Raw genomic sequence first — 20,414 nt, forward strand, 5'->3', positions numbered from 1 at the left:
GGGCGGTTCAGAACACCACCACCCCCCGCGCCACCCGCCCCGCCTCCGCGTCCGCGCGGGCCCGGGGGAAGTCCTCCACCCCGTACGTGCGCGTCACCAGCTCGTCCAGGAGCAGCCGCCCCGCCAGATAGAGCTCCGCGTACAGCGCGAAGTCCCGCTGCGGACGGGCCGACCCGTACCGGCAGCCCAGGATCGACTTGTCCAGGAACAGCGAGGAGACCACGAACGACGCCTCGGCGGTGGCGGACGGCATCCCGAGGAGCACCGCCTGCCCGTGCCGGTCCAGGAGGTCCACGGCCTGCCGGACGAGCTCGACCCGGCCCACGCACTCGAAGACGTGGTCCGCGCCCGTCGGCAGGATCTCCGCCACGCCCTCCGCCGACGGCAGGAAGTGCGTGGCGCCGAACCGCCGCGCCGTCTCCTCCTTGTCCGGGTTCGCGTCGACGGCCACGACGGGCCGCGCGCCCGCGATCCGCGCGCCCTGGAGCACGTTGAGCCCGATGCCCCCCGTGCCGATGACGACGGCGGAGTCCCCGTACGCGACCCGGGCCCGGTTGAGGACCGCGCCGACGCCGGTGACCACCGCGCAGCCGATGAGCGCGGCCGACGGCAGCGGGATCTCCTTGGGGATCCGCACGGCCTGCACGGCCTTGACGAGGGTCCGCTCGGCGAAGGAGGAGTTCGCCGCGAACTGGTACAGCGGCCTCCCGCCCCGCGTGAACGGCTGCCGGGGCCTCCCGATCGCCTTGCGGCACATGGTGGGCCGCCCCCGGTGGCACTCGGCGCAGGCCCCGCAGTTCGCGATCGTCGACAGGGCCACGTGGTCACCGGGGACGACGTGCGTGACGCCGGGCCCCACGGCCTCCACCACGCCCGCGCCCTCGTGCCCGAGCACCACCGGCACCGGGAACGGGATCGTCCCGTCCAGCACCGAAAGGTCGCTGTGGCAGAGCCCGGCCGCCGCGACGGCCACCAGGACCTCGCCGGGCCCCGGGTCCCTGACCTGGAGGTCGTCGACGACCTCCACGCTCCGCCCGTCGAACACCACGCCCCTCATCGCACACCCCTCACCGAGGCCCCCGGGCCTCTCTCGGCAGACCGAGCACGCGCTCGGCGATGATGTTCCGCTGGATCTCGTCGGAGCCGCCGTAGATCGTGTCGGCGCGCGAGAAGAGGAAGAGCCGCTGGACCGCGTCGAGTTCGTAGGGCGCGTCGGCGGACCAGTCGCCGGGCCCCGCCGCGCCGAGCGCCCCGCGCACCCGCACCGCGAGCTCCCCGAGCCGCCGGTGCCAGCCGCCCCACAGGAGCTTCGCGACGCTGGGCGCGCCCGGGTCGCCACCGCCCAGGGTCCGCAGCGCGTTCCACCGCATGACCCGCAACTCGGCCCAGAGAGTGACCAGTTGGTCCCGTAGCACCGGATCGCGCACCGCACCGCCGCGCACCGCGTCCCGGACGACGGCCGCCAGCTCCTGGGCGAAGCCGATCTGCTGGGCGAGCGTCGACACGCCGCGCTCGAAGCCGAGCAGCCCCGTCGCGACGCGCCACCCCGCGCCCTCGCCCCCGACGACGTGCCCGGCCCGCGCGCGTGCCCCGTCGAAGAAGACCTCGTTGAACTCGGCCGTCCCGGTGAGCTGCCGGATGGGCCGCACCTCGACCCGCCCCGGCTGGTCCATCGGCACGAGCAGGAACGACAGGCCCTCGTGCCGCCGCGCTCCGGCGCCTCCGGTGCGCGCGAGCACGAAGCACCAGTCGGCCTCGTGCGCGAGCGAGGTCCAGATCTTCTGGCCGCTGATCCGGTACGCGTCCCCGTCGCGCTCGGCGACCGTGCGGACGCCCGCGAGGTCGGAGCCCGCGCCCGGTTCGCTGTACCCCTGGCACCACAGGACCCGCCCGCGCGCGATGTCCGGCAGGAACTCGTCCTGCTGCTCCTCGCTCCCGTACGCGAGCAGCGTCGGCGCGAGCAGCTTCTCGCCGATGTGCCCGCAGCGTCCTGGCGCCCGCACGCGCGCGTACTCCTCGGCCCACACGACCTGCTGGGTGAGCGAGGCCGTACGGTTCCCGTACGCGCCCGGCGCCGTGTCCCAGCCGATGCCGATCCACCCGCCGCGCCCCAGCTCCCGCTCCCAGGCCCGGCGCAGCTCCGGGTCCTCGTGCTCGCCGCCGGGTCCGCCGCGCCCCGCGGCCGCCGCGAAGCCGCCGGTCAGATGCCCGTCGAGCCACTCGCGCGCCACGGCCCTGAACTCCTCGTCCGCGGGCCCGCATGCGAAGTCCACGGCCGGGCCTAGGCGGGGGGACCCGACGCGGCCCGGCCGGCCGGACCTCCGGGCGGGGCCCCGGCCGGGGCGCCCGGACCCGCGTTGGGCCGCGCGCCCTCCGCCGCCGCCCGCGCCATCGCCTCCACCCGCTCCAGGAGCGGCATAGGGTCGGTGCCCACCGTGCCGGGCAGCAGGTCCGCGATCCGCTCCGGCGTCCAGCCGCCCTCGGCGTACGCGGCCCGCAGCTCGCGCGGCTGCGCCCACACCGCGATCTTGGACCCGGCGACGGTGTACACCTGCCCGGTGATCCGCTCGTCCCGGGCCCGGTCGCTGAGCAGGTACACCACGAGCGCCGCGACGTCCTCCGGCTCGCCGATCTCCGTCAGCTCCATCGGGACGTTCGCGGACATCCGGGTGCGCGCCACGGGCGCCACCGCGTTGGCGGTCACGCCGTACTTGTGCAGACCGAGCGCGGCGCTGCGCACCAGCGAGATGATCCCGCCCTTGGCCGCGCTGTAGTTGGCCTGCGCCACCGAGCCCTGGTGGTTGCCGCTGGTGAAGCCGACGAGGGTGCCGGAGCGCTGGGCGCGCATCACGGCGGACGCGGCCCGGAAGACGGTGAAGGTGCCCTTGAGGTGCGTGGCGAGGACCGGGTCCCACTCCCGCTCGGTCATGTTGAACAGCATCCGCTCGCGCAGGATCCCGGCGACGCACACGGCCCCGTCGAGCCGCCCGTACGCGGCGCGGGCCACGTCGACGACGCGCTGCCCGCCCGCCATGGTGGAGATGTCGTCGGCGACGGCCACCGCCTCGCCCCCGGCCGCCTCGATCTCCTTGACCACGGCGTCGGCTATCTCGCTCGCGGGCTCGCCGCCCTCGACCGACACTCCGTAGTCATTGACGACGACCTTGGCGCCCTCGGCCGCCGCGGCGAGGGCGACGGCCCTGCCGATGCCGCGCCCGGCACCCGTCACGGCGACCACCTTGCCTGCCAAGAAGTTCCCCACACCGGCCCCTTCCCACGGTTTCTGACGGACCGTTAGATTCTATGACCCGTCGGACACGGTGAGACAAGCCCCGGGGAGGACCCATGTCGGCTCCGCTGCGCGGACCGGACCTGCCGGCCATGCCGCCCGAGTTCCACGAGATCGCCGAGCGCGTCAACAACTGGGGCCGCTGGGGCGCCGACGACGAACTGGGCACCCTGAACCTGATCACCGACGCGGTGGTGCGCGAGGCCGCCGCCGAGGTGCGCACGGGCCGCCGCGTCCCGCTCGCGCTGCCGCTGCGCCACGACGGCGTCCAGGCGGGCCTGATCCCCGGCCGGGTCAACCCGCTGCACACGATGGTGCAGATCAACCAGTGCCTCTTCGGCCCCGGCACGGTCGCGACCAGCGACGACGCGGTCACCATGGGCCTCCAGGCAGCCACCCACTGGGACGCCCTCCCGCACGTGTCGCACTCGGGCCTGCTCTACAACGGCCGCCCCGCCGACAGCGTCACGGCCCACGAGGGCGCCCGCTTCAGCGGCATCGAGAAGGTCCCGCACCTCCTCTCGCGGGGCATCCTGCTCGACGTGGCGCGCGCCCACGGCCTCGACCGGCTGCCCGGCGACCACGCGGTCACCCCCGAAGACCTGTCCCTGGCCGAGGAGTTCGGCGGCGTGACGGTGCGCGCCGGGGACGTCGTGCTCGTCCGCACGGGCCAGGTCCAGCTGTATCTGGCGGGCGACAAGCACGCGTACGCGCTGCCGTCGCCCGGGCTCTCCTGCCGCACCCCGGAGTGGTTCCACGCGCGGGACGTGGCGGCCGTCGCCAACGACACGCTCACCTTCGAGATCTTCCCGCCGGAGATCGAGAACCTGTGGCTGCCCGTGCACGCCCTCCACCTGGTGGAGATGGGCATGCTCCAGGGCCAGAACTGGAATCTCGAAGAGTTGTCCACAGCCTGTGGAGAAGAGCGGCGCCACAGCTTCCTGCTCGCGGCGATGCCCGAGCCGTTCACGGGCGCGACGGGCACCCCGGTGGCCCCGGTGGCCGTCCTCTGACCCGTGCGGAGTTCGGGTGGCGGCGCGTCGGCGCTCCGCCCCGAGCGCGTGACCGCGCGCCGCCATCCGGCTCCGGCGTACGAGCCCCGCCCCCCTTCCGCCCTGAAAGGAGCGCGACGCCGAATCGCGAACCGCACCTCGTCAAGGACCGGGCCACAGGCTCCACCGCCCCTCGACGTCCCCTCGCGGCGAATCGCTGCCCACCAGCGTGATCAACCGAATACGGTACGTCAACACCCGTTCGGGGATTTATGAATTATGCCGCTTTTGCACCGCCCGCGCACGGCCGCGCACCGTGGCACGCGACGGCGCACGCGCCAGCACACCGGGGGCACGACGGGCATCCGGCTCCGGGCCGTCCAGCCCGTCAGCGGCACCCTCCAGCCCGTCAGCGGTACCCCTCCAGCCCGTCCGGCGTTTGAGGACGAGGCGCGAAGCGCCGAAAAGCGGGGGCACGGGGGCGGAGCCCCCGGATCGGGAAGGGGCGCCCGCGCGCGGAGCGCGCTGATGGACACAGTGGGGCGCACCGCGAGGGACGGTCAGCGCGCCCCGAGAGCAACCTCTTCATAAGCGAGCCCCCGCGAAGCGGAAGCAGCGGCGGCGGCACACCGGTCGACCTCGCACCAGATCCGCTTCCCGGCCCCGTCCGGCTGCCACCCCCACCGGTCCGCGAGCCCGTCCACGAGCTCGAGCCCGCGCCCGTTGGTCTCGTCGCCCTCCGCGTGCCGGGGCCGCGGCGGCCGCGCGCTGCGGTCCGTGACCTCGACGCGCACCGTGCCCGGTTCACTGGCGGGCACACCGGGGAGCAGCATGCGCAGGACGGCCGGACAGCCCGTGTGCACCACGGCGTTGGTGACGAGCTCCGAGATCAGCAGGATGAGCGTCTCGGCCAGCGGCTCGTCCGCCGCTATGCCCGACCCGGCGAGCCGTGACCGCGCCCATCTGCGGGCCCGCCCCACTTCCGCGGGGTCCGGCCCGACTTCCAGCTGAACTTGAAGCACCTGCACCGCTCACACCATCCGAACCGGCGGACACAACGCCTCGTGACGCCTCAGGGTCACGGAACGTGAGCCCCTGAGGAGACAGCATGGTTGACGTACAGTCACCCCAACAAGCGCTTCGGGCATATTCCAGCGCGAAGGAGTACGCGTGCGGCATACTGTGCGACGCGCACCGCAGGGGGTCGAACAGGCGGGCGCTCGGCCGCGTCCTGTGCGGCGAGCGGAGCGCGCTACCAGGCACGGAGCTGCCTCGGGGGCAACACCGGCACGGCTCGGCCTCAGGACCACTCGCATCTGACACAAGGTACCGGAGCCGGGCGCCGACTCCGCGTCGCGACGAGTCACGCGTAGGACACAACCCGATATCGACGCTCCGTAGCCTTCCCGCCGTTTCCGGGTTTCTCAAGTCGATCAAGCCGCCCGCCAGCACCGCGTGACGACGCGACCCCAACGAGCGACGCGCACCCCGTGGCGCGGCGGCCGCCCCGGACCGCGACACCCGCCCCGGCGTCACAGCGCGGCGGCCAGCTCCTCCTCCGCGCGGGCCGCCGTCGTGCCGAGTCCGGCCCGCACCCAGGCCCGCTTCAGATGCAGATGCACGTCCGCCTCCCAGGTGAACCCCATGCCGCCGTACACCTGGAGGCAGTCGCGGGCGTTGCGCGCGGCGGCGTCGTCGGCGAGGAGTTTGGCCCCGGCCACCTCGCCCGGGTCGCCCGTGACGGCGGCGGCGTACACGGCGGCCCGCGTCACCTCGGTGCGGACGAGCAGCTCGGCGCACAGGTGCTTGACCGCCTGGAAGGCGCCGACGGGCCGCCCGAACTGCTCCCGCTCGCGGGCGTGTTGGACCGCCAGGTCGCGGGTGCGGCAGGCCGACCCGAGCTGTTCCGCGGCGAGCAGCAGCGAGGCGTCGCCCGGCGCCCCGGCGCGCCCGCCCGGAACGCGGTGCAGCGGTGTCAGGGGGTCCACGGAGCGCAGCGCCTCGGCACCGGCGGCGTCCCCCAGGACGACGTCGGCGGCGTCGAGCCAGGGTACGAGCGTGCCGTCCACGGCGGTCACGACCACCTCGCCGGCCGCCGCGCCCTCGACGTCGCCCGCCGCGAGGAACGTCGCCGCCAGGGGCCCGGGCAGCAGCGCCCGCCCGGCCTCCTCGAAGACGAGCACCGCCTCGGCCGCGCCGAGGCCGAGCCCGCCGTGCGCCTCCGGGACGCACAGGGCGAAGAACCCGGCCTCGCCGAGGGCCCGCCAGAGCCCCCGGTCGAGGCCGGGCGCGGCCACGGCGGCCCGCAGCGCGTCCCGTCCGAAGCGGCCGCCGAGCAGCGCGCGCAAGCCGTCGCGCAACGCCCTCTGGTCGTCGTCCGGTTGGAAGTCCACTGCGGCCGTCACCGTCCCTTCGGCAGGCCGAGGATCCGCTCGGCCACGATGTTCCGCTGGATCTGCGAGGTGCCCGCCGCGATGGTGTACGACAGCGAGGAGAGCCGCTCCCGGGTCCAGGGGCTCTCCAGGTCGAGGGCGGCGTCCCCGAGGACCTCGGCGGCGGCGTCGTACAGCTCCTGGCGCGCGTGCGAGTAGCGCAGCTTGAACACCGAACCGCCCACGCCGGGCACGCCGCCGGTGCGCTGGGCCTCGCTCACGTTCCACTGCGTGAGGCGCCACAGGGCCTGGAACTCGGCGCCGAGGCGCCCGAGCCTGCGGCGCAGCACCGCATCGTCCCAGCGGCCGTTCGCGCGGGCCTCGCGGGCGAGTTCGCCGAGCACGCGGCGGCAGGCGACCACCTCGCCGACGAAGGCGGTGCCGCGTTCGAAGGACAGCGTCACCATGGTGACGCGCCAGCCGTCGTCCTCGGCGCCGACCCGGTTGGCGACGGGCACGCGCACCTCGTCGAGGAAGACCTCCGCGAACTCCGTGGACCCGGCGAGCGTCCGCAGCGGCCGCACCGTGATCCCCGGCGCGTCCATCGGCAGGGCGAGCCAGCTGATGCCCCGGTGCTTGGGCGCCTCGGGGTCGGTCCGCACGAGGAGTTCGCACCAGTCGGCGACCTCGGCGTGCGAGGTCCAGACCTTGGAGCCGCTCACCACGTAGTGGTCGCCGTCGCGCCGCGCGCGCGTGCGCAGCGCCGCCAGGTCCGAGCCCGCGTCCGGTTCGCTGAAGCCCTGGCACCAGACCTCGTCGCCGCGCAGGATCGGCTCCAGCCAGCGCGCCCGCTGTTCGGGGGTGCCCTCGGCGGCGATGGTGGGCCCGGCGTGCAGCAGCCCGACGAAGTTCGCGCCCACGTACGGCGCCCCGGCGCGCTCGCTCTCCTCCAGGAAGATCATCCGCAGCGTGGGCGACGCCTCCCAGTGGACGTCCGCGTACCCGGCGTCGTACAGCGTCCGCTGCCAGCCGGTGTCGTACGCGCGCCGCCCCGGCCAGTCGAGCGGGTCGGGGCGCTCGGGCAGCTCGGGCAGCACGTCGGCGAGCCAGTCCCGCAGCCGGGCGCGGAAGTCCTCCTCCTGCGCGGTGTACGAGAGGTCCACCCCGGGTCACCCGCCTCGACAGTTTCTGATGGTCCGTCAGGCGGCAGGCTAGCCCCGCACCCCTGGACCGACAAGGCGTGGCGCCCTACGCTCTGCGCACGATCTGACGAAGCGTCAGCAATGGGCGCCGTCGGGCCGTTCCGTCGTCCGGCCGCCGGAGGGGGCACCCCGTGACCGACACCGCCCACGCGCTCGCCGCCTGCCGCACCCTGTGGGAGCTGATCGAGCGGCGCGCCGCGCTCACCCCCGGCGCCCCCGCCCTCATCCAGGCGGCCGACGACCCCGGCGACGACCGGACCCTCACCTTCGGCGGCCTGCGGGAGCGCTGCGAGCGGGTCGCGGCGGGGCTGTACGAGCGGGGAGTCGGGCCCGGCACCGTCGTCGCCTGGCAGCTGCCCACGCGCATCGAGACCGCCGTGCTCTCCTTCGCCCTGGCCAGGCTCAGCGCCGTCCAGTCCCCCGTCATCCCGTTCTACCGCGACCGCGAAGTCGGCTTCGCGCTGCGCGAGTCCAAGGCCGAGTTCTTCGCGGTGCCCGGGGTGTGGCGGGGCTACGACCACACGGAGCTGGCCCGCCGCCTCGGCGCGCGCGGCGTCTTCACCGCGTACGACGAACTGCCCGAAGGCGACCCCGGCGTGCTGCCCGTGCCGCCGCGCGACGGCACGGCCGTGCGCTGGATCTACTGGACCTCCGGCACGACCTCCGACCCCAAGGGCGTGCTGCACACGGACCGTTCGCTGATCGCGGGCGGCGCGTGCCTCGCCCACGCCCTGAAGCTCTCCCCGCGCGACGTCGGCTCCATGGCCTTCCCCTTCGCGCACATCGCGGGGCCCGACTACACGGTGATGCTGCTCCTGTACGGCTTCCCCGCCGTGATGTTCGAGCGCTTCGCGCTGCCGGAGGCCCTGGACGGCTACCGGCGGCACGGGGTGACCGTCGCGGGCGGCTCCACCGCCTTCTACTCGATGTTCCTCGCCGAGCAGCGCAAGGACCCCGGCCGGCCCCTCGTCCCCACCCTCAGGCTGCTCGCGGGCGGCGGCGCCCCGAAGCCGCCCGAGCTGTACCACGCCGTGGTGCGCGAGCTGGGCTGCCGGCTCACCCACGGCTACGGCATGACCGAAGTACCCATGATCACGATGGGCTCCCCCGACGACAGCCCCGAGCACCTCGCCACCACCGAGGGCCGCCCGCCCGCGGGCATGGAGATCCGCGTCACCGACCCCGCGGGCCGGGAGCTGCCCACCGGCGCGGACGGCGAGGTGCGGCTGCGCGGCGAGGCCGTCTGCCGCGGCTACCTCGACGCGGCCGCGACCCGCGAGGCCTTCGACGCCGACGGCTTCCTGCGCACCGGCGACCTGGGCCGCGTCCTGGACTCCGGGCACCTGGTGCTCACCGGCCGCGCCAAGGACGTCATCATCCGCAAGGGCGAGAACATCTCCGCCAAGGAGGTCGAGGACCTGCTGCACGCCCACCCCGCCGTGGCCGACGTGGCGGTGATCGGCCTGCCCGACCCCACCCGCGGCGAACGCGTCTGCGCCGTCGTGGAACGCGCCCCCGGCACCCCCGGCCTGACCCTCGCGGAGGCGACCGCACACCTGCGCGCGGCGGGCCTGTCCGTCCACAAGCTCCCCGAACAACTGGAACTCGTGGACGAACTGCCGCGCAACGACGCCCTGCGCAAGGTGCTCAAGTACAAGCTGCGGGAGCGGTACGCCGACTGAAGACGGCGGGAAAGCGCTCCGCGCCGTCGGGTTCACGGGTGGGCGGGTGGGAGGAATCCGCCGCGAAGCGGCGGCACGGGAACCCGCTACTCGGGGACGGTGAAGTACGCGGCGAACGCGGTGAGGACCTGCTCCTCAGTCACCGGCCCGAGGGACTGCGCGGCCAGGGACGCGATCTCCCGCTGCACGCCCAGGGCCCGCAGGGCCCGCTCTACATCCGCCCCCTGTACAGCCCCGTCGCCGTCCGCCAAGGACAACGCGGCGTGCAGGAACGGCCGCGCGATCTCCGCGAACCGCGCCGGGTTGTCCCGCAGCCGCTTCACGGCCCCGCCCACGAACTCGTCCCGGGTGATCCGCTGGTCCCCGTCGCGGTCGGCGATCCCGGCCATGCCCTGCCAGAACGCCTCGGCCCCGATGTACAGGGCCTGGCCCTTCTCGGACCGCGCGGTCACCCCGAACTCGGCGAGCAGCGCCGCCGCCGCCGTGCTGAAGTCCTCACGGGAGATGTAGCCGTTGCCGTCCTGGTCGAAGGTGGCGAAACGGGCCGCGATCTTACGCTCGTACTCGGCACTGTCCATGGTGTTGGGGCCGCCTCACTTCTCATGCGGTGGAGTCTTCCGGCGCGGCCGTGGGCCGTGCCGGACGTCCTTCAGGTATCTGTCCAGCGAGCGTACGACGCCGTCGGCCGCCGGGAGGCAGAAAAGCGACGCTTGTGCCAAGACCGCGGGAATTCCGCGACAAGAGCGTGTCGCGCACGCGCCCCGGGCCCGGCGGTGGCGCCGACGGTGGCATCCGCTCGGAAAGGTTGTATCAGCAAGCTGATCTTGACGGGTAGAGGGGGTTCCGCTTCCGCCCGCCTCCGGGTCCTGGCCGGGGGCCGGGGCCTACGCCGACAGGGGTTCCGCCGCGTCGTCCACGGCCCGCTCCGCATCCGGGTACACCTCGAACAGGCGCCGTACGCCGAGGGCCGCGAGGACCCGGTTGACGTGCGAGCCCTCGACCGCGCCCCGGGCGGGCAGGATCAGCCGCAGACGGCCCCGGCACGAGCGCATCAGCCGGCGCGTGGCGATCAGCACGCCCACGCCGCTGGAGTCGCAGAACAGCACGTCGGACAGGTCGAGGACCAGGCTGCGGCGGCCCTCGGCCACCGCTTCGTGGACCCGCTGGCGCAGCACCGGTGACGTCAGGAGGTCCATCTCGCCCGAGACCCGCAGCACGGCCCAGCCCTGCTGCTCGCCGACGGCCACCTTCAGCGTCACGCGCCACGCCTCTCGTCCACCGAAACCACCAAGAACCCTTCCGCTTCCCTGTTTCGCGGCTGCCCCACCGTCGTTCCATGAAACACCAGGCCCGTGCGGGCACGGGAAGCGGGCGTTGCGGACGAGCCGGTCAATATCATCCGCGGCGCCCCGAAGCCCCGCGTTGCCGCAAAGAGCGGGAAAGCACGGGGAAAGACAGGTGCGTCCTCGGGGACGCCGACTACATTCGATTCAACGGTGAAGGTGAGCACGGCGAGTGCACGAGGGGGCCGCATGCCGAAGGACGCGCCGCGTCGTTGGGACCGCCGCATGCAACAGCGGCTCTCCCACGGGGAAGCGGCGGCACTCGGAGAGCTGTACGACCGCTTCGCCTCGCTCGTGCACGGCCTCGCGCACCGCGTGCTCGGCGACGTCGCGGCGGCCGACCGCATCACGCGCGACGTGTTCACGCACGTGTGGGAGAACCCCGACGCCTACGACCCCAAGCAGGGCCCGCTGCGCTCCTGGATCGCCACGCTCGCCCACCAGCAGGCCGTGCGCAGGCTGCGCCAGACCGAGTCCGCCGCGCTCGCCCGGGGCGGCGCGGGCACCACGGAGGACCTGGAGCGCAAGGTGCGCCGCGCCTCCGCCGCCGCCCGCGCCGACTACATCGTCACGGCCATGCCCGCCCCGCTGCGCGCCGCGCTCGAACTGGCCTACTTCCAGCGGCGCGACTACCGCCAGACCGCCGCCGACCTCGGCGTCACCGAGGACGAGGCCCGCCGCAGGCTCCGCCTCGGCCTGCAGCTGCTCTCCACCGCCCACGACGCCACCGCGACCGCCTTCGGCGACGGCCCGTCCGATCAGGACCACGGCACGCACGGGTACGGGAGAGCGCTGTGAACTGGCCGGGCCGCCCCGATCCGTACGGCAGCGGGGACGAGGGCCCGGGCCGCGGGCCCGGCGACGAGTTCCCCGCGGGCGCGGGCGGCGCCGGGGCCGCGGGTTCCGGGCGGGGCGACGGCGGCGTCGGCAAGCCGCGCATACCGGCACCGCGCGCGTCCGTGGAGGACACCGGCGCGCCCCTGCCCGACGCCGGGCCCGCCGCGGCCGCGCCCGAGCCGCTCGTGCTCGACCACCGCGTCCTGAAGTCCCTCCTCGGGGCGTGGGCGCTCGCCGCCTGCTCCGCCGCGGAGTCGAGCGCCGTCGAGGAGCACCTCGGCGACTGCGGGCCGTGCGCGGAGGAGGCGCTGCGGCTGCGGGACGCCGTCGGGCTCCTCCACCCCGAGGAGAGCCTCGACCTCGACCCCGGTCTGCGCACCCGCGTCCTGGCGAGCTGCCTGGGGCGGCGCCCGCCCCGCGTCCCGCTGCCGGAGTGGGCCGCCCCGTACGACGCGGAGACCGCCCGGCTCGACGCGCTGCTCCAGGACATCGGGGACTCCGAGTGGCACGCGCCGGTGCGGCTGCGCTGGTTCGACGACGACCACCCCGTGACCCGCAAGACCACCGTCGCGGGGGTGATCGCCCACCTCCTCGCCGTCGACGGCCTGGTCGGCACCGCGCTCGGCCTCGACGACCCGCTGGGCACCGGGGCGCCGCCGAGCCTCGACCCGGGGGAGCGCACGGAGGCGTACTGGCGCGCGTCGCAGTTCCCGCCCACGCGGGCGGTGCGCGGGCCCTGGCGGGACCAGACGCACGAGCTGATCCGGACGGTGTCGTTCGCGGGCGGCGGGTCCGGGCGCCTCGCGGTGACGTACGGGGTCGCGCCGGACGCGCCCGGCGGCGAGGCCGGGCGGTTCGAACTCCCGCTGCGCGACTCCATGCTGGAGCGGGCCTTCGAGTGCTGGATCCACGCCGAGGACATCGCGCAGGCCGTCGACTACCCCTACGAGCCGCCCGCGCCCCGGCATCTGCACCACATGATCGACCTGGCGGCGCGGCTGCTGCCCGTGACGCTGGCCGAGCGGCGCCGGGCCGGGCGTGCGGGTCCCGCGCGGGAGCTCGTCGCCGCGGGGGCGCCGGGGCGCAGCCTGCGTCTTGAGGTCGAGGGCGTCGGGGGCGGCGAGTGGCTGATCCCGCTCGACTCGCCCGGGGCCAGCGGCTCCGCCGACCTGGAGGTCGCGCACGTGGCCCTCGACGGCGTGGAGTTCTGCCGCCTGGCGGCGGGCCACGTGTCCCCCGAGGAGGCGGCCGCGGGCCAGGTCGGGGACCGCGAGGCCATCCGGGACGTCCTCTTCGCCGCGGCGTCCCTGAGCCGCATGTAGCCCCGGGCCGCAGGGCGCCCCGGGCCCGGCGGAGCGGCGAAGGTCAGGCGAAGACGACCGTGCGGTGGCCGTTCAGGAGGATGCGGTGCTCCGCGTGCCACTTGACGGCCCGCGCGAGGGCCTGGCACTCGACGTCACGGCCGATGGCGACGAGCTGCGCGGGCGTCACCTCGTGCCCCACCCGCTCGACCTCCTGCTCGATGATCGGCCCCTCGTCGAGGTCCGCGGTCACATAGTGCGCGGTGGCACCGATGAGCTTCACACCGCGCGCGTGCGCCTGGTGGTACGGCCGCGCGCCCTTGAAGCTCGGCAGGAACGAGTGGTGGATGTTGATGATCCGTCCGCTGAGCTGCTTGCAGAGGTCGTCCGAGATCACCTGCATGTAGCGGGCGAGCACGACGAGCTCGACGTCCAGGTCCCGGACGAGCTGGAGGAGGCGCGCCTCCGCGTCGGCCTTGGTGTCCTTGGTGACCGGGATGTGGTGGAACGGAATCCCGTACGAGGCGGACAGCTCGGCGAAGTCCGTGTGGTTGGAGACGACGGCCGCGATCTCCACCGGCAGGGCGCCGATGCGGGAGCGGAAGAGCAGGTCGTTCAGGCAGTGGCCGAACTTGGAGACCATCAGGACGACCCGCATCCGGTCCTCGGCCCGGTGGATCTGCCAGTCCATGTGGAAGGAGTCGCCGATCGCGGCGAAGCTCGCGCGCAGCTTGTCCACGGTGACGGGCGACTCCGCCGAGAAGTGGACCCGCATGAAGAACAGCCCGGTGTCGTGGTCGCCGAACTGCTGGCTGTCCTCGATGTTGCAGCCGGTCATGAACAGATAGCTCGACACGGCGTGCACGATGCCCTGTTTGTCCGGGCACGAGAGCGTGAGGACGTACTGCTCGGCGCGGTCGGTCGTGCGGTCGGCGGGCTTCTCGCTCACGGCGGCGGACTGCTCGTTCATCCGCCCAGGGTCCCATATCCGGACGGGCCCCCGGCCCCGTACCGGAACCGCTCAGGCCGACCGCGTGAGGATGCGCAGGACCTCCAGGGTGCGCGGCGCGCTGTCCGGGTCGTCGTCGTCACCGGTCGCGAGCCGTACGTGCGCGTCCCGCGCCGCCCGCACCGCCTCCGGCCACCCGGGGTGGTCCAGATACGCGGCGACCGCGGCGTCCGGGCCCACCTCGTGCATGATCCGCAGGACCCGCAGCACGGCCACGTCGACGAGGGCCGCCTCCTGGGAGTCGCGGAAGATCGTCCCGACGTATTTCTCCGCGGACCAGTTGTCCAGCCACGTATCCTCGACCAGGCGGTACACGGCGTCCGTCACGTCCCCGTACTCCTCGCGACCCGCGAGCCAGCACTCCCGCTGGAAGTCCTGGTCCGAGAGCATGTGGAGCGCCGAGCGCACGTTGCAGCGCCAGCGCCACCAGGGCATGTCGTTCGTTGGCATGGCGCCTATGGTCCTTGACCGACGGCCGCGACGGGAAGACTTCTCCGAACCTTGCACGGTCATCGATCGTACGTTCCCACACGTTCCCCGCTTCTCGGGCCCCACCCGTTCACGTGTTCGTCACCGACCGTTGGGTTGGCGTCACTCCCTGGTTGTTCCCCTCGCGGAATCGTGCGGGTCCATGGCCGCCTTGCGACGCGTCTTCCTCCCCCGCCCCGCCGAGACCGCGCACCGAGCGCGCACAGCCGTGCTCAGCGCGGCGGCCCTGGCGGCGTGCGCGTCCCTGACGGCCGGCTGTGGGGTCATCCCCGGTACCACGGGGGGTTCCGGGGATGCCCCGATCACCGTCATGACCTGGGCGCCGGACGGCACCAAGGCCACCAACAAACCCGGCATGCCCGCGATGGCCAAGGCCTTCGCCCGCTGGGTCAACGCGAGCGGCGGCCTCGACGGCCACCAGCTCAAGGTCATCACCTGCAACGACCACAACGACCCGGTGGAGGCCGCGGGCTGCGCCCGCCGGGCCGCCGACGAGAAGGCGGTCGCGGTCGTCGGCTCGTACAGCCAGCACGGCCGGTCCTTCATGTCCCCCCTGGAGGTCGCGGGCATCCCGTACATCGGCGGCTACGGCCTCACCGACGACGAGTTCTCCAGCCCGCTGTCCTACCCCGTCAACGGCGGCCAGCCCGCGCTGCTCGCGGGCAACGGACGCCAGCTCGCCGGGGTCTGCGACCGCGTGTCCCTGGTGCGGCCCGACACCACCACGGGCGACAACCTCTCCAAGCTCCTCGACTCCGGCCTCGCCGAGGGCGACCGCGCCGCCTCCGCCGACATCCGGGCGCCCGAGGACGCCTCGGACTACACCGGGCAGGCGCGGCAGGCCCTCGACCGCTCCGCGCGCGGCGGCAGGAAGGGCTGCGTGGCGGCGGCGCTCGGCGCGCGCACGGACACCTTCTTCGACTCGTTCCGGCGCGTCGAGGCGAGCTATCCGAAGGTGCGCACCGCCTCCGTGCTCGGCAGCGTCGACCAGTCCCTCCTGGACCGCACCGGCGGCGCCGACGGCCCCTACGAGGGCGCGTACGTCACCGGCTGGTACCCGGCCGAGGGCGACAGGCGCTGGGAGCCGATGCGCGAGGTGATCCGCAAGCACGCCTTCGACGACACCCGCGTGGACCCCGCGGACGCGGGCGTGCAGACCACCTGGATCGCGTACACCGTGCTGCGGCAGGCCGTCGAGTCGCTGAACGGCGGCGAGGTGACCTCCCGCGCCCTGCGCAAGACCCTCGACCAGGGCCTGCGCGTGGACACCGGCGGGCTCACGCCGATGCTGAGCTGGCGCTTCGACGACATGCTCGCGGCGGGCGAGTACCCGCGTCTGGTGAACGCGGACGTGACCTTCCAGGTGGTGCGCGACGGCCGCCTGGTGGTGACGCGCAGGTCGTTCGTGAACGTGCAGAAGACCCTGGAGTCCGTCCGCTGACCCACGCGCCGCGCCCCGGCTAGAGCTGGGTGGGGTTCCGCTTGGTCAGGCCGTGCTTGTCGGCGATCGCGTTCCACAGCGCCGCCGCCTGCCGCTTGGCCTTCGTGGCCTCGCCGCTCGCGCGGTTGCCCGCCGCCGTCTGCGGGGTCGTGCGGGCGCGGCCCTTGTGGCAGCCCTTCTTGCCGCCGACCTGGTCGGCCCAGGCGGCGTAGTGGTCGTCGGCCGACGCGGACGCCTTCCAGGCGCGGTTGAGCGCGGCGGTCAGCCGCCCGTTCGAGGGCAGCTTGTCGACGGTCAGGCCGGACAGGCGGCCGACGAGGCCGTTGCGCTGCTTGGCCGCGTCGCGCAGGTCGGTCGCGGACTGCCGCAGGTTCTTGCACGTGCCCACGTTGCGCACGGCCCTGATCACCGACTCGCGGCTGTCGTTGCTGTCCGCGAGGAGCTTGTCCAGGGCGACGGCCTGCCGCTTGACGGGGTCGGCCGACGGGGACGGCTTCGCGCTCTTCTCGTCGTCCGGGGCCTCTGACGAGGTCGCGGCCAGCGGCTCCTTGCTGTCGGAGTTCTCCGCCTTCGCGTCGCCGCCGCCACCGGCGAGCATCGCGCCCGCGCCGACGCCGACCACGGCGATGGCCACGCCGACGGCGACGAGCAGCGGCGTCTTGGATCCCGTACGCCCCTTGCGGCGCGAGGCGGGTTCCGGCACCGGGTCCGGCGCCGACGGGGCGGCCGGGACGAGGGGCATCTGCTGGGTGGCGGAGGCGCCCTCCGGCTCCTGGCGGAAGAGGCTGTCGAACTCGGCGGGCGGCTGCCGCTCGCCGTACCCCCCGGCGGCCGCGGCCGGGGCGGGCGGGCCGTCGTCGGTGACGGGGGCGATGAACTGGGTGGGCGCGTTGTCCCCGTGGAAGGCGGTCTCTTCGGGTACGACGTCCGCGGCCTGGCCCAGGAACTGCGTGGAGTCGGCGCGGCCGAGGAACTGCGTGGAGTCCCCCGCGGGCATCACGTGCCCTGTGTGCCCCGCGCCCCCCGGGGGCATCTCGGGCGGCAGCGCGCCGGGCGCGACCGGGGGTATGTACTGCGTCGCCTGCGCGTCGGGCCCGCCCTGCGGGCCGCTCGGCTGTCCCGGCGACGGGAGGTGCGGGTCGGTGGGGCGCAGCACCTGCGTGTGCTCGGCGGCCGGGACCGGCGGGACGGGGCCCGCGGGCGGCAGCGGCTGGCCGTGGCCCACGGGCGGCGGCGCATGGCCCTGGTCCACGGGCGGATAACCGTAGCCCTGGCCGGAGTAGGGCGGCGCGTGGGGATGGCCCTGCGCGGGGCCGGGCGGCGGCAGCGGCCGACCCTGCGCGGCGGGCGGAAACGTCTCGCCGTGGACCGGCAGGGCCTGCCCCAGGGGCGGCAGCGGCTGCCCGTACCCCGGGGTCCCGTGCTGCTCCGGCGGCAGCGCGCCCGCCCCGCCGCCGTACGACTGCTGCGGCGGCGTGCTGGGCGGCAGGGGCGTGCCCTCGGGGGGCAGCGGCATGCCGCCCGCCGGGCGCGGCGCGGCTCCGGCGTCGCCCCGGTCGGCCCAGGCCTCGCCCTCGCCCCAGGACTGGCCGGGGCCCGCCGGTGGCTGGGTGGGTTCCGGACCCCACGGCTCGCCCCAGGGGCTGCCGACCGGCGGGGCCGCCTGGTGGCCGCCGGGCATCAGGGGTTCGCCACCGTCCGCGGGCAGCACGATGCCCTCGTGGGCGTGCCGCTCCGCGGGCTGCCGCGGGTCGGAGGACGCGGCGCCCTGACCGCTCTGCTGCGTCACCGGGACTCCTACTTATGGGGGACCTTCGGAACGTCGGCTCACGCTACCGGGTCCCCGTGGCCGTCTGCCACGCAGCTCAGAGCACTCTGATGACGCCCTTGTCACAGACGCCGCGGAAGTAACGGAAGTTGCGCGGGAGACGCTGTTCAAGGGGCGCCGCGGCCGCACCGCGTGCGACCGGCCGCCCCGGACGCGCCTCCCGCCCGCCTCACGCGGCCTGAAGCTCGACGCGCGCGCCGAACTCCCGCACCACCGGCTCCTCCCGGTACGGCTCAAGGCGCTGCTGGAAGTCCTCCAGATACTCCGCGCCGCGGTTGGAGCGCAGGGTGCCGAGGAGCTCCACGGCCTTCAGGCCCGTGTGGCAGGCCTGTTCCACGTCGCGCCGCTGCACCTGGGCGGTGGCGAGCAGCACGAGGCCGATCGCGCGCCGCCGCGCCCGCGTCTCCGGATGCCCGGCGAGGGCCTCCTCCGCGCGCCGGGCCGCGCCGTCGGCCTGGCCCAGATCGCGGTGGCAGTGCGCCAGTTCGTCCGCCAGATAGGCCTGGTCGAAGTGGCGGATCCAGACCGGGTCGTCGCCGGACCGCTCGCCGCCGACCGCCCGCTCCATCGCCTCGACCGCGCGGCCCGCGACGGCCTGGGTCGACCGGGCGTCGCCGAGCAGCGCGTGCCCCCGGGCCTCGGCCGCGTAGAACATGGACTCCGCGCGCGGGGTGACGCGCCCGCGCGCCCCCTCCTGCGCCGCCCGCGCGAGCTGGGCGATCTCGCGGGGGTTGCCGAGCTGGGCGGCGAGATGGCTCATCGAGGCCGCCAGGACATAGCCGCCGTACCCGCGGTCGCCCGCGGCCTGGGCCAGGCGCAGGGCCTGGATGTAGTACCGCTGGGCGAGGCCGGGCTGGCCGGTGTCCACCGCCATGTACCCGGCGAGCTCTGTCAACCGTGCGACGGCCGCGAACAGTTCGCGCCCGACCGCTTCCCGGTACGAGCCCGCGAGCAGTCCGGAGACGACGGAGTTCAGATAGTGCACGACGACCGGTCGCACGTGTCCACTGCCGTACTGGTGATCCAGTTGCGTCAGTGCCTCGGTCATGGCCTTGACCGCCGCCACGTCCGACAGGCCGACGCGTGGCCCCGCCGTCCGGCCCACCTGCGGGTCCGGCGAGGAGATCAGCCAGTCACGGCTCGGCTCGACGAGCGCGGACGCGGCCACGGAGGAGCCGGACAGGAAGTCCCTGCGCCCCACGTCGCTGCGCCACAGCTCGCAGACCTGCTCGATCGCGCCGAGAACGGTGGGCGAGAACTGCAGTCCCACCCCGGAGGCGAGGTTCTTGCCGTTCGCCATGCCGATCTCGTCGATCGTGACCGTGCGCCCCAGCTTGCGGCCGAGCGCCTCCGCGATGATGCCGGGGGCGCGACCGCGCGGCTGCTGCCCGCGCAGCCAGCGCGCCACCGACGTCTTGTCGTACCGAAGATCGAGACCGTGCTCCGCCCCGCACATGTTGACGCGGCGGGCCAGACCGGCGTTCGAGCAGCCGGCTTCCTGAATGAGTGCTTGCAGCCTTTCGTTGGGCTGCCGCGCGACGAGTGGCCTGGCGGCCATGGCGTACCCCCTGTGTGCACCTTGGACCATCTGGTAATTCGGGTGGGTTCTTCAGGTCGAGTGGCGAATGAGGAACGGTCCCGGACTGGTCCGTCCGAGCCGCCCAGATGATCAATGCCCGGGAAACAACCGGAAGATGCACCACAAACACCCACAAACACACCACACCCCGCTACAACGCATCGCAATACATCGCAACATGGCACAACGCGTCACACATCAGCGAGCCGGGTGAACTCGGGTGAACTCCGACTGCCCCTGGACGTGGCTACCCGCGCTCGGCCCCCCTTGCCCATGCGCGCCCCCACTCGTGCACCCATGCGCCCCGTAGCGGGAACGATGCTCCTCCCCCGCGCACATGACGGGCCGTAACCGGAGCTGACGAGCGGAAGTTGAGGACTCCGTGGAAGAGACCATCGGAGTCACGTCAGCCGCGCAGATCCCGAAGCAGCGCGGAGAGGCCCTGCAGGATTCGGCCGTACGGTACGCGGAGGAACGGCACTGGGACGTCTTCCCCGGCGCCTGGCTGGAGTCCGTCGACGGTACGTGGCGCTGCTCGTGCGGCGACGCGGCGTGCCCCGCGCCCGGCGCCCACGCCGTGCGCGACGACTGGCCGACCCAGGCCACGGGCAGTGCGACCGTCGCCCGGCGCCTCTGGGCGAAGCAGCCGAACGCGTCGATCCTGCTGCCGACGGGCCGTACGTTCGACGCCGTCGACGTCCCCGAGACCGCCGGGTTCCTCGCCCTCGCCCGCATGGAGCGCATGGAGCTGACGCTCGGCCCGGTCACGTGCACGCCCGACCGGCGCATGCAGTTCTTCGTCCTGCCCGGCGCCGCGGCGAAGGTTCCCGATCTCGTCCGCAAGCTCGGCTGGCCGCCCGCGACCCTCGACCTCGTCACCCTCGGTGAAGGCGCCTACGTGGCCGCGCCGCCCACGCGTTTCGGCGCCTCCGGAGCCGTGCAGTGGGCCTGCCGCCCCACCGCCGCCAACCGCTGGCTCCCGGACGCCGAGGAAATCATCTCCCCCCTGGCCTACGCCTGCGGCCGCGAGGCCCGCCGGAGGTAGCCACC

The 20,414-nt window shown here is 74.2% G+C and carries 18 protein-coding genes; 6 read left to right on the forward strand and 12 right to left on the reverse strand.

Annotation, left to right across the window (positions count from 1 at the left end; genetic code table 11):
* Positions 1-7: 7 nt before the first annotated feature.
* Genes C9F11_RS18385 through C9F11_RS18395 form a run of 3 tightly spaced genes read right to left on the reverse strand, consistent with a single transcriptional unit; the run spans position 8 to position 3,262 of the window.
* Complete coding sequence (locus tag C9F11_RS18385; protein WP_138960320.1) at positions 8-1,057, reverse strand: Zn-dependent alcohol dehydrogenase; 1,050 nt, start codon at positions 1,055-1,057, stop codon at positions 8-10.
* A 10-nt stretch (positions 1,058-1,067) separates the two neighbouring features.
* Positions 1,068-2,273 carry an acyl-CoA dehydrogenase family protein gene (locus C9F11_RS18390; protein WP_138960321.1) on the reverse strand — a complete coding sequence of 402 codons (1,206 nt, stop codon included), beginning with the start codon at positions 2,271-2,273 and terminating at the stop codon, positions 1,068-1,070.
* A gap of 8 nt (positions 2,274-2,281) precedes the next feature.
* Positions 2,282-3,262 (reverse strand): SDR family NAD(P)-dependent oxidoreductase, encoded by a 981-nt coding sequence (locus tag C9F11_RS18395; RefSeq protein WP_138960322.1) that lies wholly within the window; start codon positions 3,260-3,262, stop codon positions 2,282-2,284.
* Between the two features lie 83 nt (positions 3,263-3,345).
* On the opposite strand from C9F11_RS18395, the gene C9F11_RS18400 reads away from it, so the two are divergent.
* Positions 3,346-4,302: a cyclase family protein gene (locus C9F11_RS18400; RefSeq protein WP_138960323.1), complete on the forward strand. Its 957-nt coding sequence runs from the start codon at positions 3,346-3,348 to the stop codon at positions 4,300-4,302.
* Between the two features lie 539 nt (positions 4,303-4,841).
* On the opposite strand, the gene C9F11_RS18410 is transcribed toward C9F11_RS18400, so the two are convergent.
* The 3 genes from C9F11_RS18410 to C9F11_RS18420 all read right to left on the reverse strand — a co-directional run bounded on the left by C9F11_RS18410 (position 4,842) and on the right by C9F11_RS18420 (position 7,816).
* On the reverse strand, positions 4,842-5,309 hold the full coding sequence (locus C9F11_RS18410; RefSeq protein ID WP_138960325.1) for an ATP-binding protein: 468 nt from the start codon (positions 5,307-5,309) through the stop codon (positions 4,842-4,844).
* Positions 5,310-5,813: 504 nt separating this feature from the next.
* Positions 5,814-6,674, reverse strand: coding sequence for an acyl-CoA dehydrogenase family protein (locus C9F11_RS18415; RefSeq protein WP_138960326.1), 861 nt, complete (start codon positions 6,672-6,674; stop codon positions 5,814-5,816).
* Between the two features lie 8 nt (positions 6,675-6,682).
* Positions 6,683-7,816, reverse strand: coding sequence for an acyl-CoA dehydrogenase family protein (locus C9F11_RS18420; RefSeq protein WP_138960327.1), 1,134 nt, complete (start codon positions 7,814-7,816; stop codon positions 6,683-6,685).
* A 170-nt stretch (positions 7,817-7,986) separates the two neighbouring features.
* Here C9F11_RS18420 and C9F11_RS18425 point away from each other — a divergent pair, with 170 nt between their 5' ends.
* Positions 7,987-9,537: an AMP-binding protein gene (locus C9F11_RS18425; protein WP_138960328.1), complete on the forward strand. Its 1,551-nt coding sequence runs from the start codon at positions 7,987-7,989 to the stop codon at positions 9,535-9,537.
* A gap of 86 nt (positions 9,538-9,623) precedes the next feature.
* Here C9F11_RS18425 and C9F11_RS18430 read toward each other — a convergent pair whose 3' ends face one another.
* Positions 9,624-10,115: an EF-hand domain-containing protein gene (locus tag C9F11_RS18430; RefSeq protein WP_138960329.1), complete on the reverse strand. Its 492-nt coding sequence runs from the start codon at positions 10,113-10,115 to the stop codon at positions 9,624-9,626.
* Positions 10,116-10,421: 306 nt separating this feature from the next.
* On the reverse strand, positions 10,422-10,796 hold the full coding sequence (locus C9F11_RS18435) for an STAS domain-containing protein (protein ID WP_138960330.1): 375 nt from the start codon (positions 10,794-10,796) through the stop codon (positions 10,422-10,424).
* 273 nt (positions 10,797-11,069) lie between these two features.
* On the opposite strand from C9F11_RS18435, the gene C9F11_RS18440 reads away from it, so the two are divergent.
* Entirely contained in the window at positions 11,070-11,678 is a 609-nt protein-coding gene (locus tag C9F11_RS18440; protein WP_138960331.1) for a sigma-70 family RNA polymerase sigma factor, read from the forward strand.
* Between the two features lie 161 nt (positions 11,679-11,839).
* Positions 11,840-13,039 carry a maleylpyruvate isomerase N-terminal domain-containing protein gene (locus C9F11_RS18445; RefSeq protein WP_249402195.1) on the forward strand — a complete coding sequence of 400 codons (1,200 nt, stop codon included), beginning with the start codon at positions 11,840-11,842 and terminating at the stop codon, positions 13,037-13,039.
* Positions 13,040-13,082: 43 nt separating this feature from the next.
* Here the strand turns inward: C9F11_RS18445 and purU are convergent, their stop codons facing one another.
* Entirely contained in the window at positions 13,083-13,988 is a 906-nt protein-coding gene (gene purU, locus C9F11_RS18450; protein WP_138960333.1) for a formyltetrahydrofolate deformylase, read from the reverse strand.
* Between the two features lie 51 nt (positions 13,989-14,039).
* Positions 14,040-14,540 (reverse strand): hypothetical protein, encoded by a 501-nt coding sequence (locus tag C9F11_RS18455; RefSeq protein ID WP_138960334.1) that lies wholly within the window; start codon positions 14,538-14,540, stop codon positions 14,040-14,042.
* 118 nt (positions 14,541-14,658) lie between these two features.
* On the opposite strand from C9F11_RS18455, the gene C9F11_RS18460 reads away from it, so the two are divergent.
* Entirely contained in the window at positions 14,659-15,957 is a 1,299-nt protein-coding gene (locus C9F11_RS18460) for an ABC transporter substrate-binding protein (protein WP_138960335.1), read from the forward strand.
* Between the two features lie 19 nt (positions 15,958-15,976).
* Here C9F11_RS18460 and C9F11_RS18465 read toward each other — a convergent pair whose 3' ends face one another.
* Positions 15,977-17,746: a hypothetical protein gene (locus C9F11_RS18465; protein WP_138960336.1), complete on the reverse strand. Its 1,770-nt coding sequence runs from the start codon at positions 17,744-17,746 to the stop codon at positions 15,977-15,979.
* Positions 17,747-17,954: 208 nt separating this feature from the next.
* The gene (locus C9F11_RS18470) at positions 17,955-19,343 is read right to left on the reverse strand and encodes a transcriptional regulator (RefSeq protein ID WP_138960337.1); all 1,389 of its coding nucleotides are present in this window, start codon (positions 19,341-19,343) and stop codon (positions 17,955-17,957) included.
* A 403-nt stretch (positions 19,344-19,746) separates the two neighbouring features.
* Between C9F11_RS18470 and C9F11_RS18475 the strand changes: the two genes are divergently transcribed.
* Positions 19,747-20,409 (forward strand): bifunctional DNA primase/polymerase, encoded by a 663-nt coding sequence (locus C9F11_RS18475; protein WP_138960338.1) that lies wholly within the window; start codon positions 19,747-19,749, stop codon positions 20,407-20,409.
* The last annotated feature ends 5 nt before the right edge of the window (positions 20,410-20,414 follow it).

It is taken from the genome of Streptomyces sp. YIM 121038, from assembly GCF_006088715.1.
Lineage (GTDB): Bacteria > Actinomycetota > Actinomycetes > Streptomycetales > Streptomycetaceae > Streptomyces.

Coding starts and splice junctions, on each gene's coding strand:
- C9F11_RS18385 (WP_138960320.1), bottom strand. CDS start 1,057: ATGAGGGGCGTGGTGTTCGACGGGCGGAGCGTGGAGGTCGTCGACGAC.
- C9F11_RS18470 (WP_138960337.1), bottom strand. CDS start 19,343: ATGGCCGCCAGGCCACTCGTCGCGCGGCAGCCCAACGAAAGGCTGCAA.
- C9F11_RS18400 (WP_138960323.1), top strand. CDS start 3,346: ATGTCGGCTCCGCTGCGCGGACCGGACCTGCCGGCCATGCCGCCCGAG.
- C9F11_RS18460 (WP_138960335.1), top strand. CDS start 14,659: ATGGCCGCCTTGCGACGCGTCTTCCTCCCCCGCCCCGCCGAGACCGCG.
- purU (WP_138960333.1), bottom strand. CDS start 13,988: ATGAACGAGCAGTCCGCCGCCGTGAGCGAGAAGCCCGCCGACCGCACG.
- C9F11_RS18440 (WP_138960331.1), top strand. CDS start 11,070: ATGCCGAAGGACGCGCCGCGTCGTTGGGACCGCCGCATGCAACAGCGG.
- C9F11_RS18430 (WP_138960329.1), bottom strand. CDS start 10,115: ATGGACAGTGCCGAGTACGAGCGTAAGATCGCGGCCCGTTTCGCCACC.
- C9F11_RS18455 (WP_138960334.1), bottom strand. CDS start 14,540: ATGACCGTGCAAGGTTCGGAGAAGTCTTCCCGTCGCGGCCGTCGGTCA.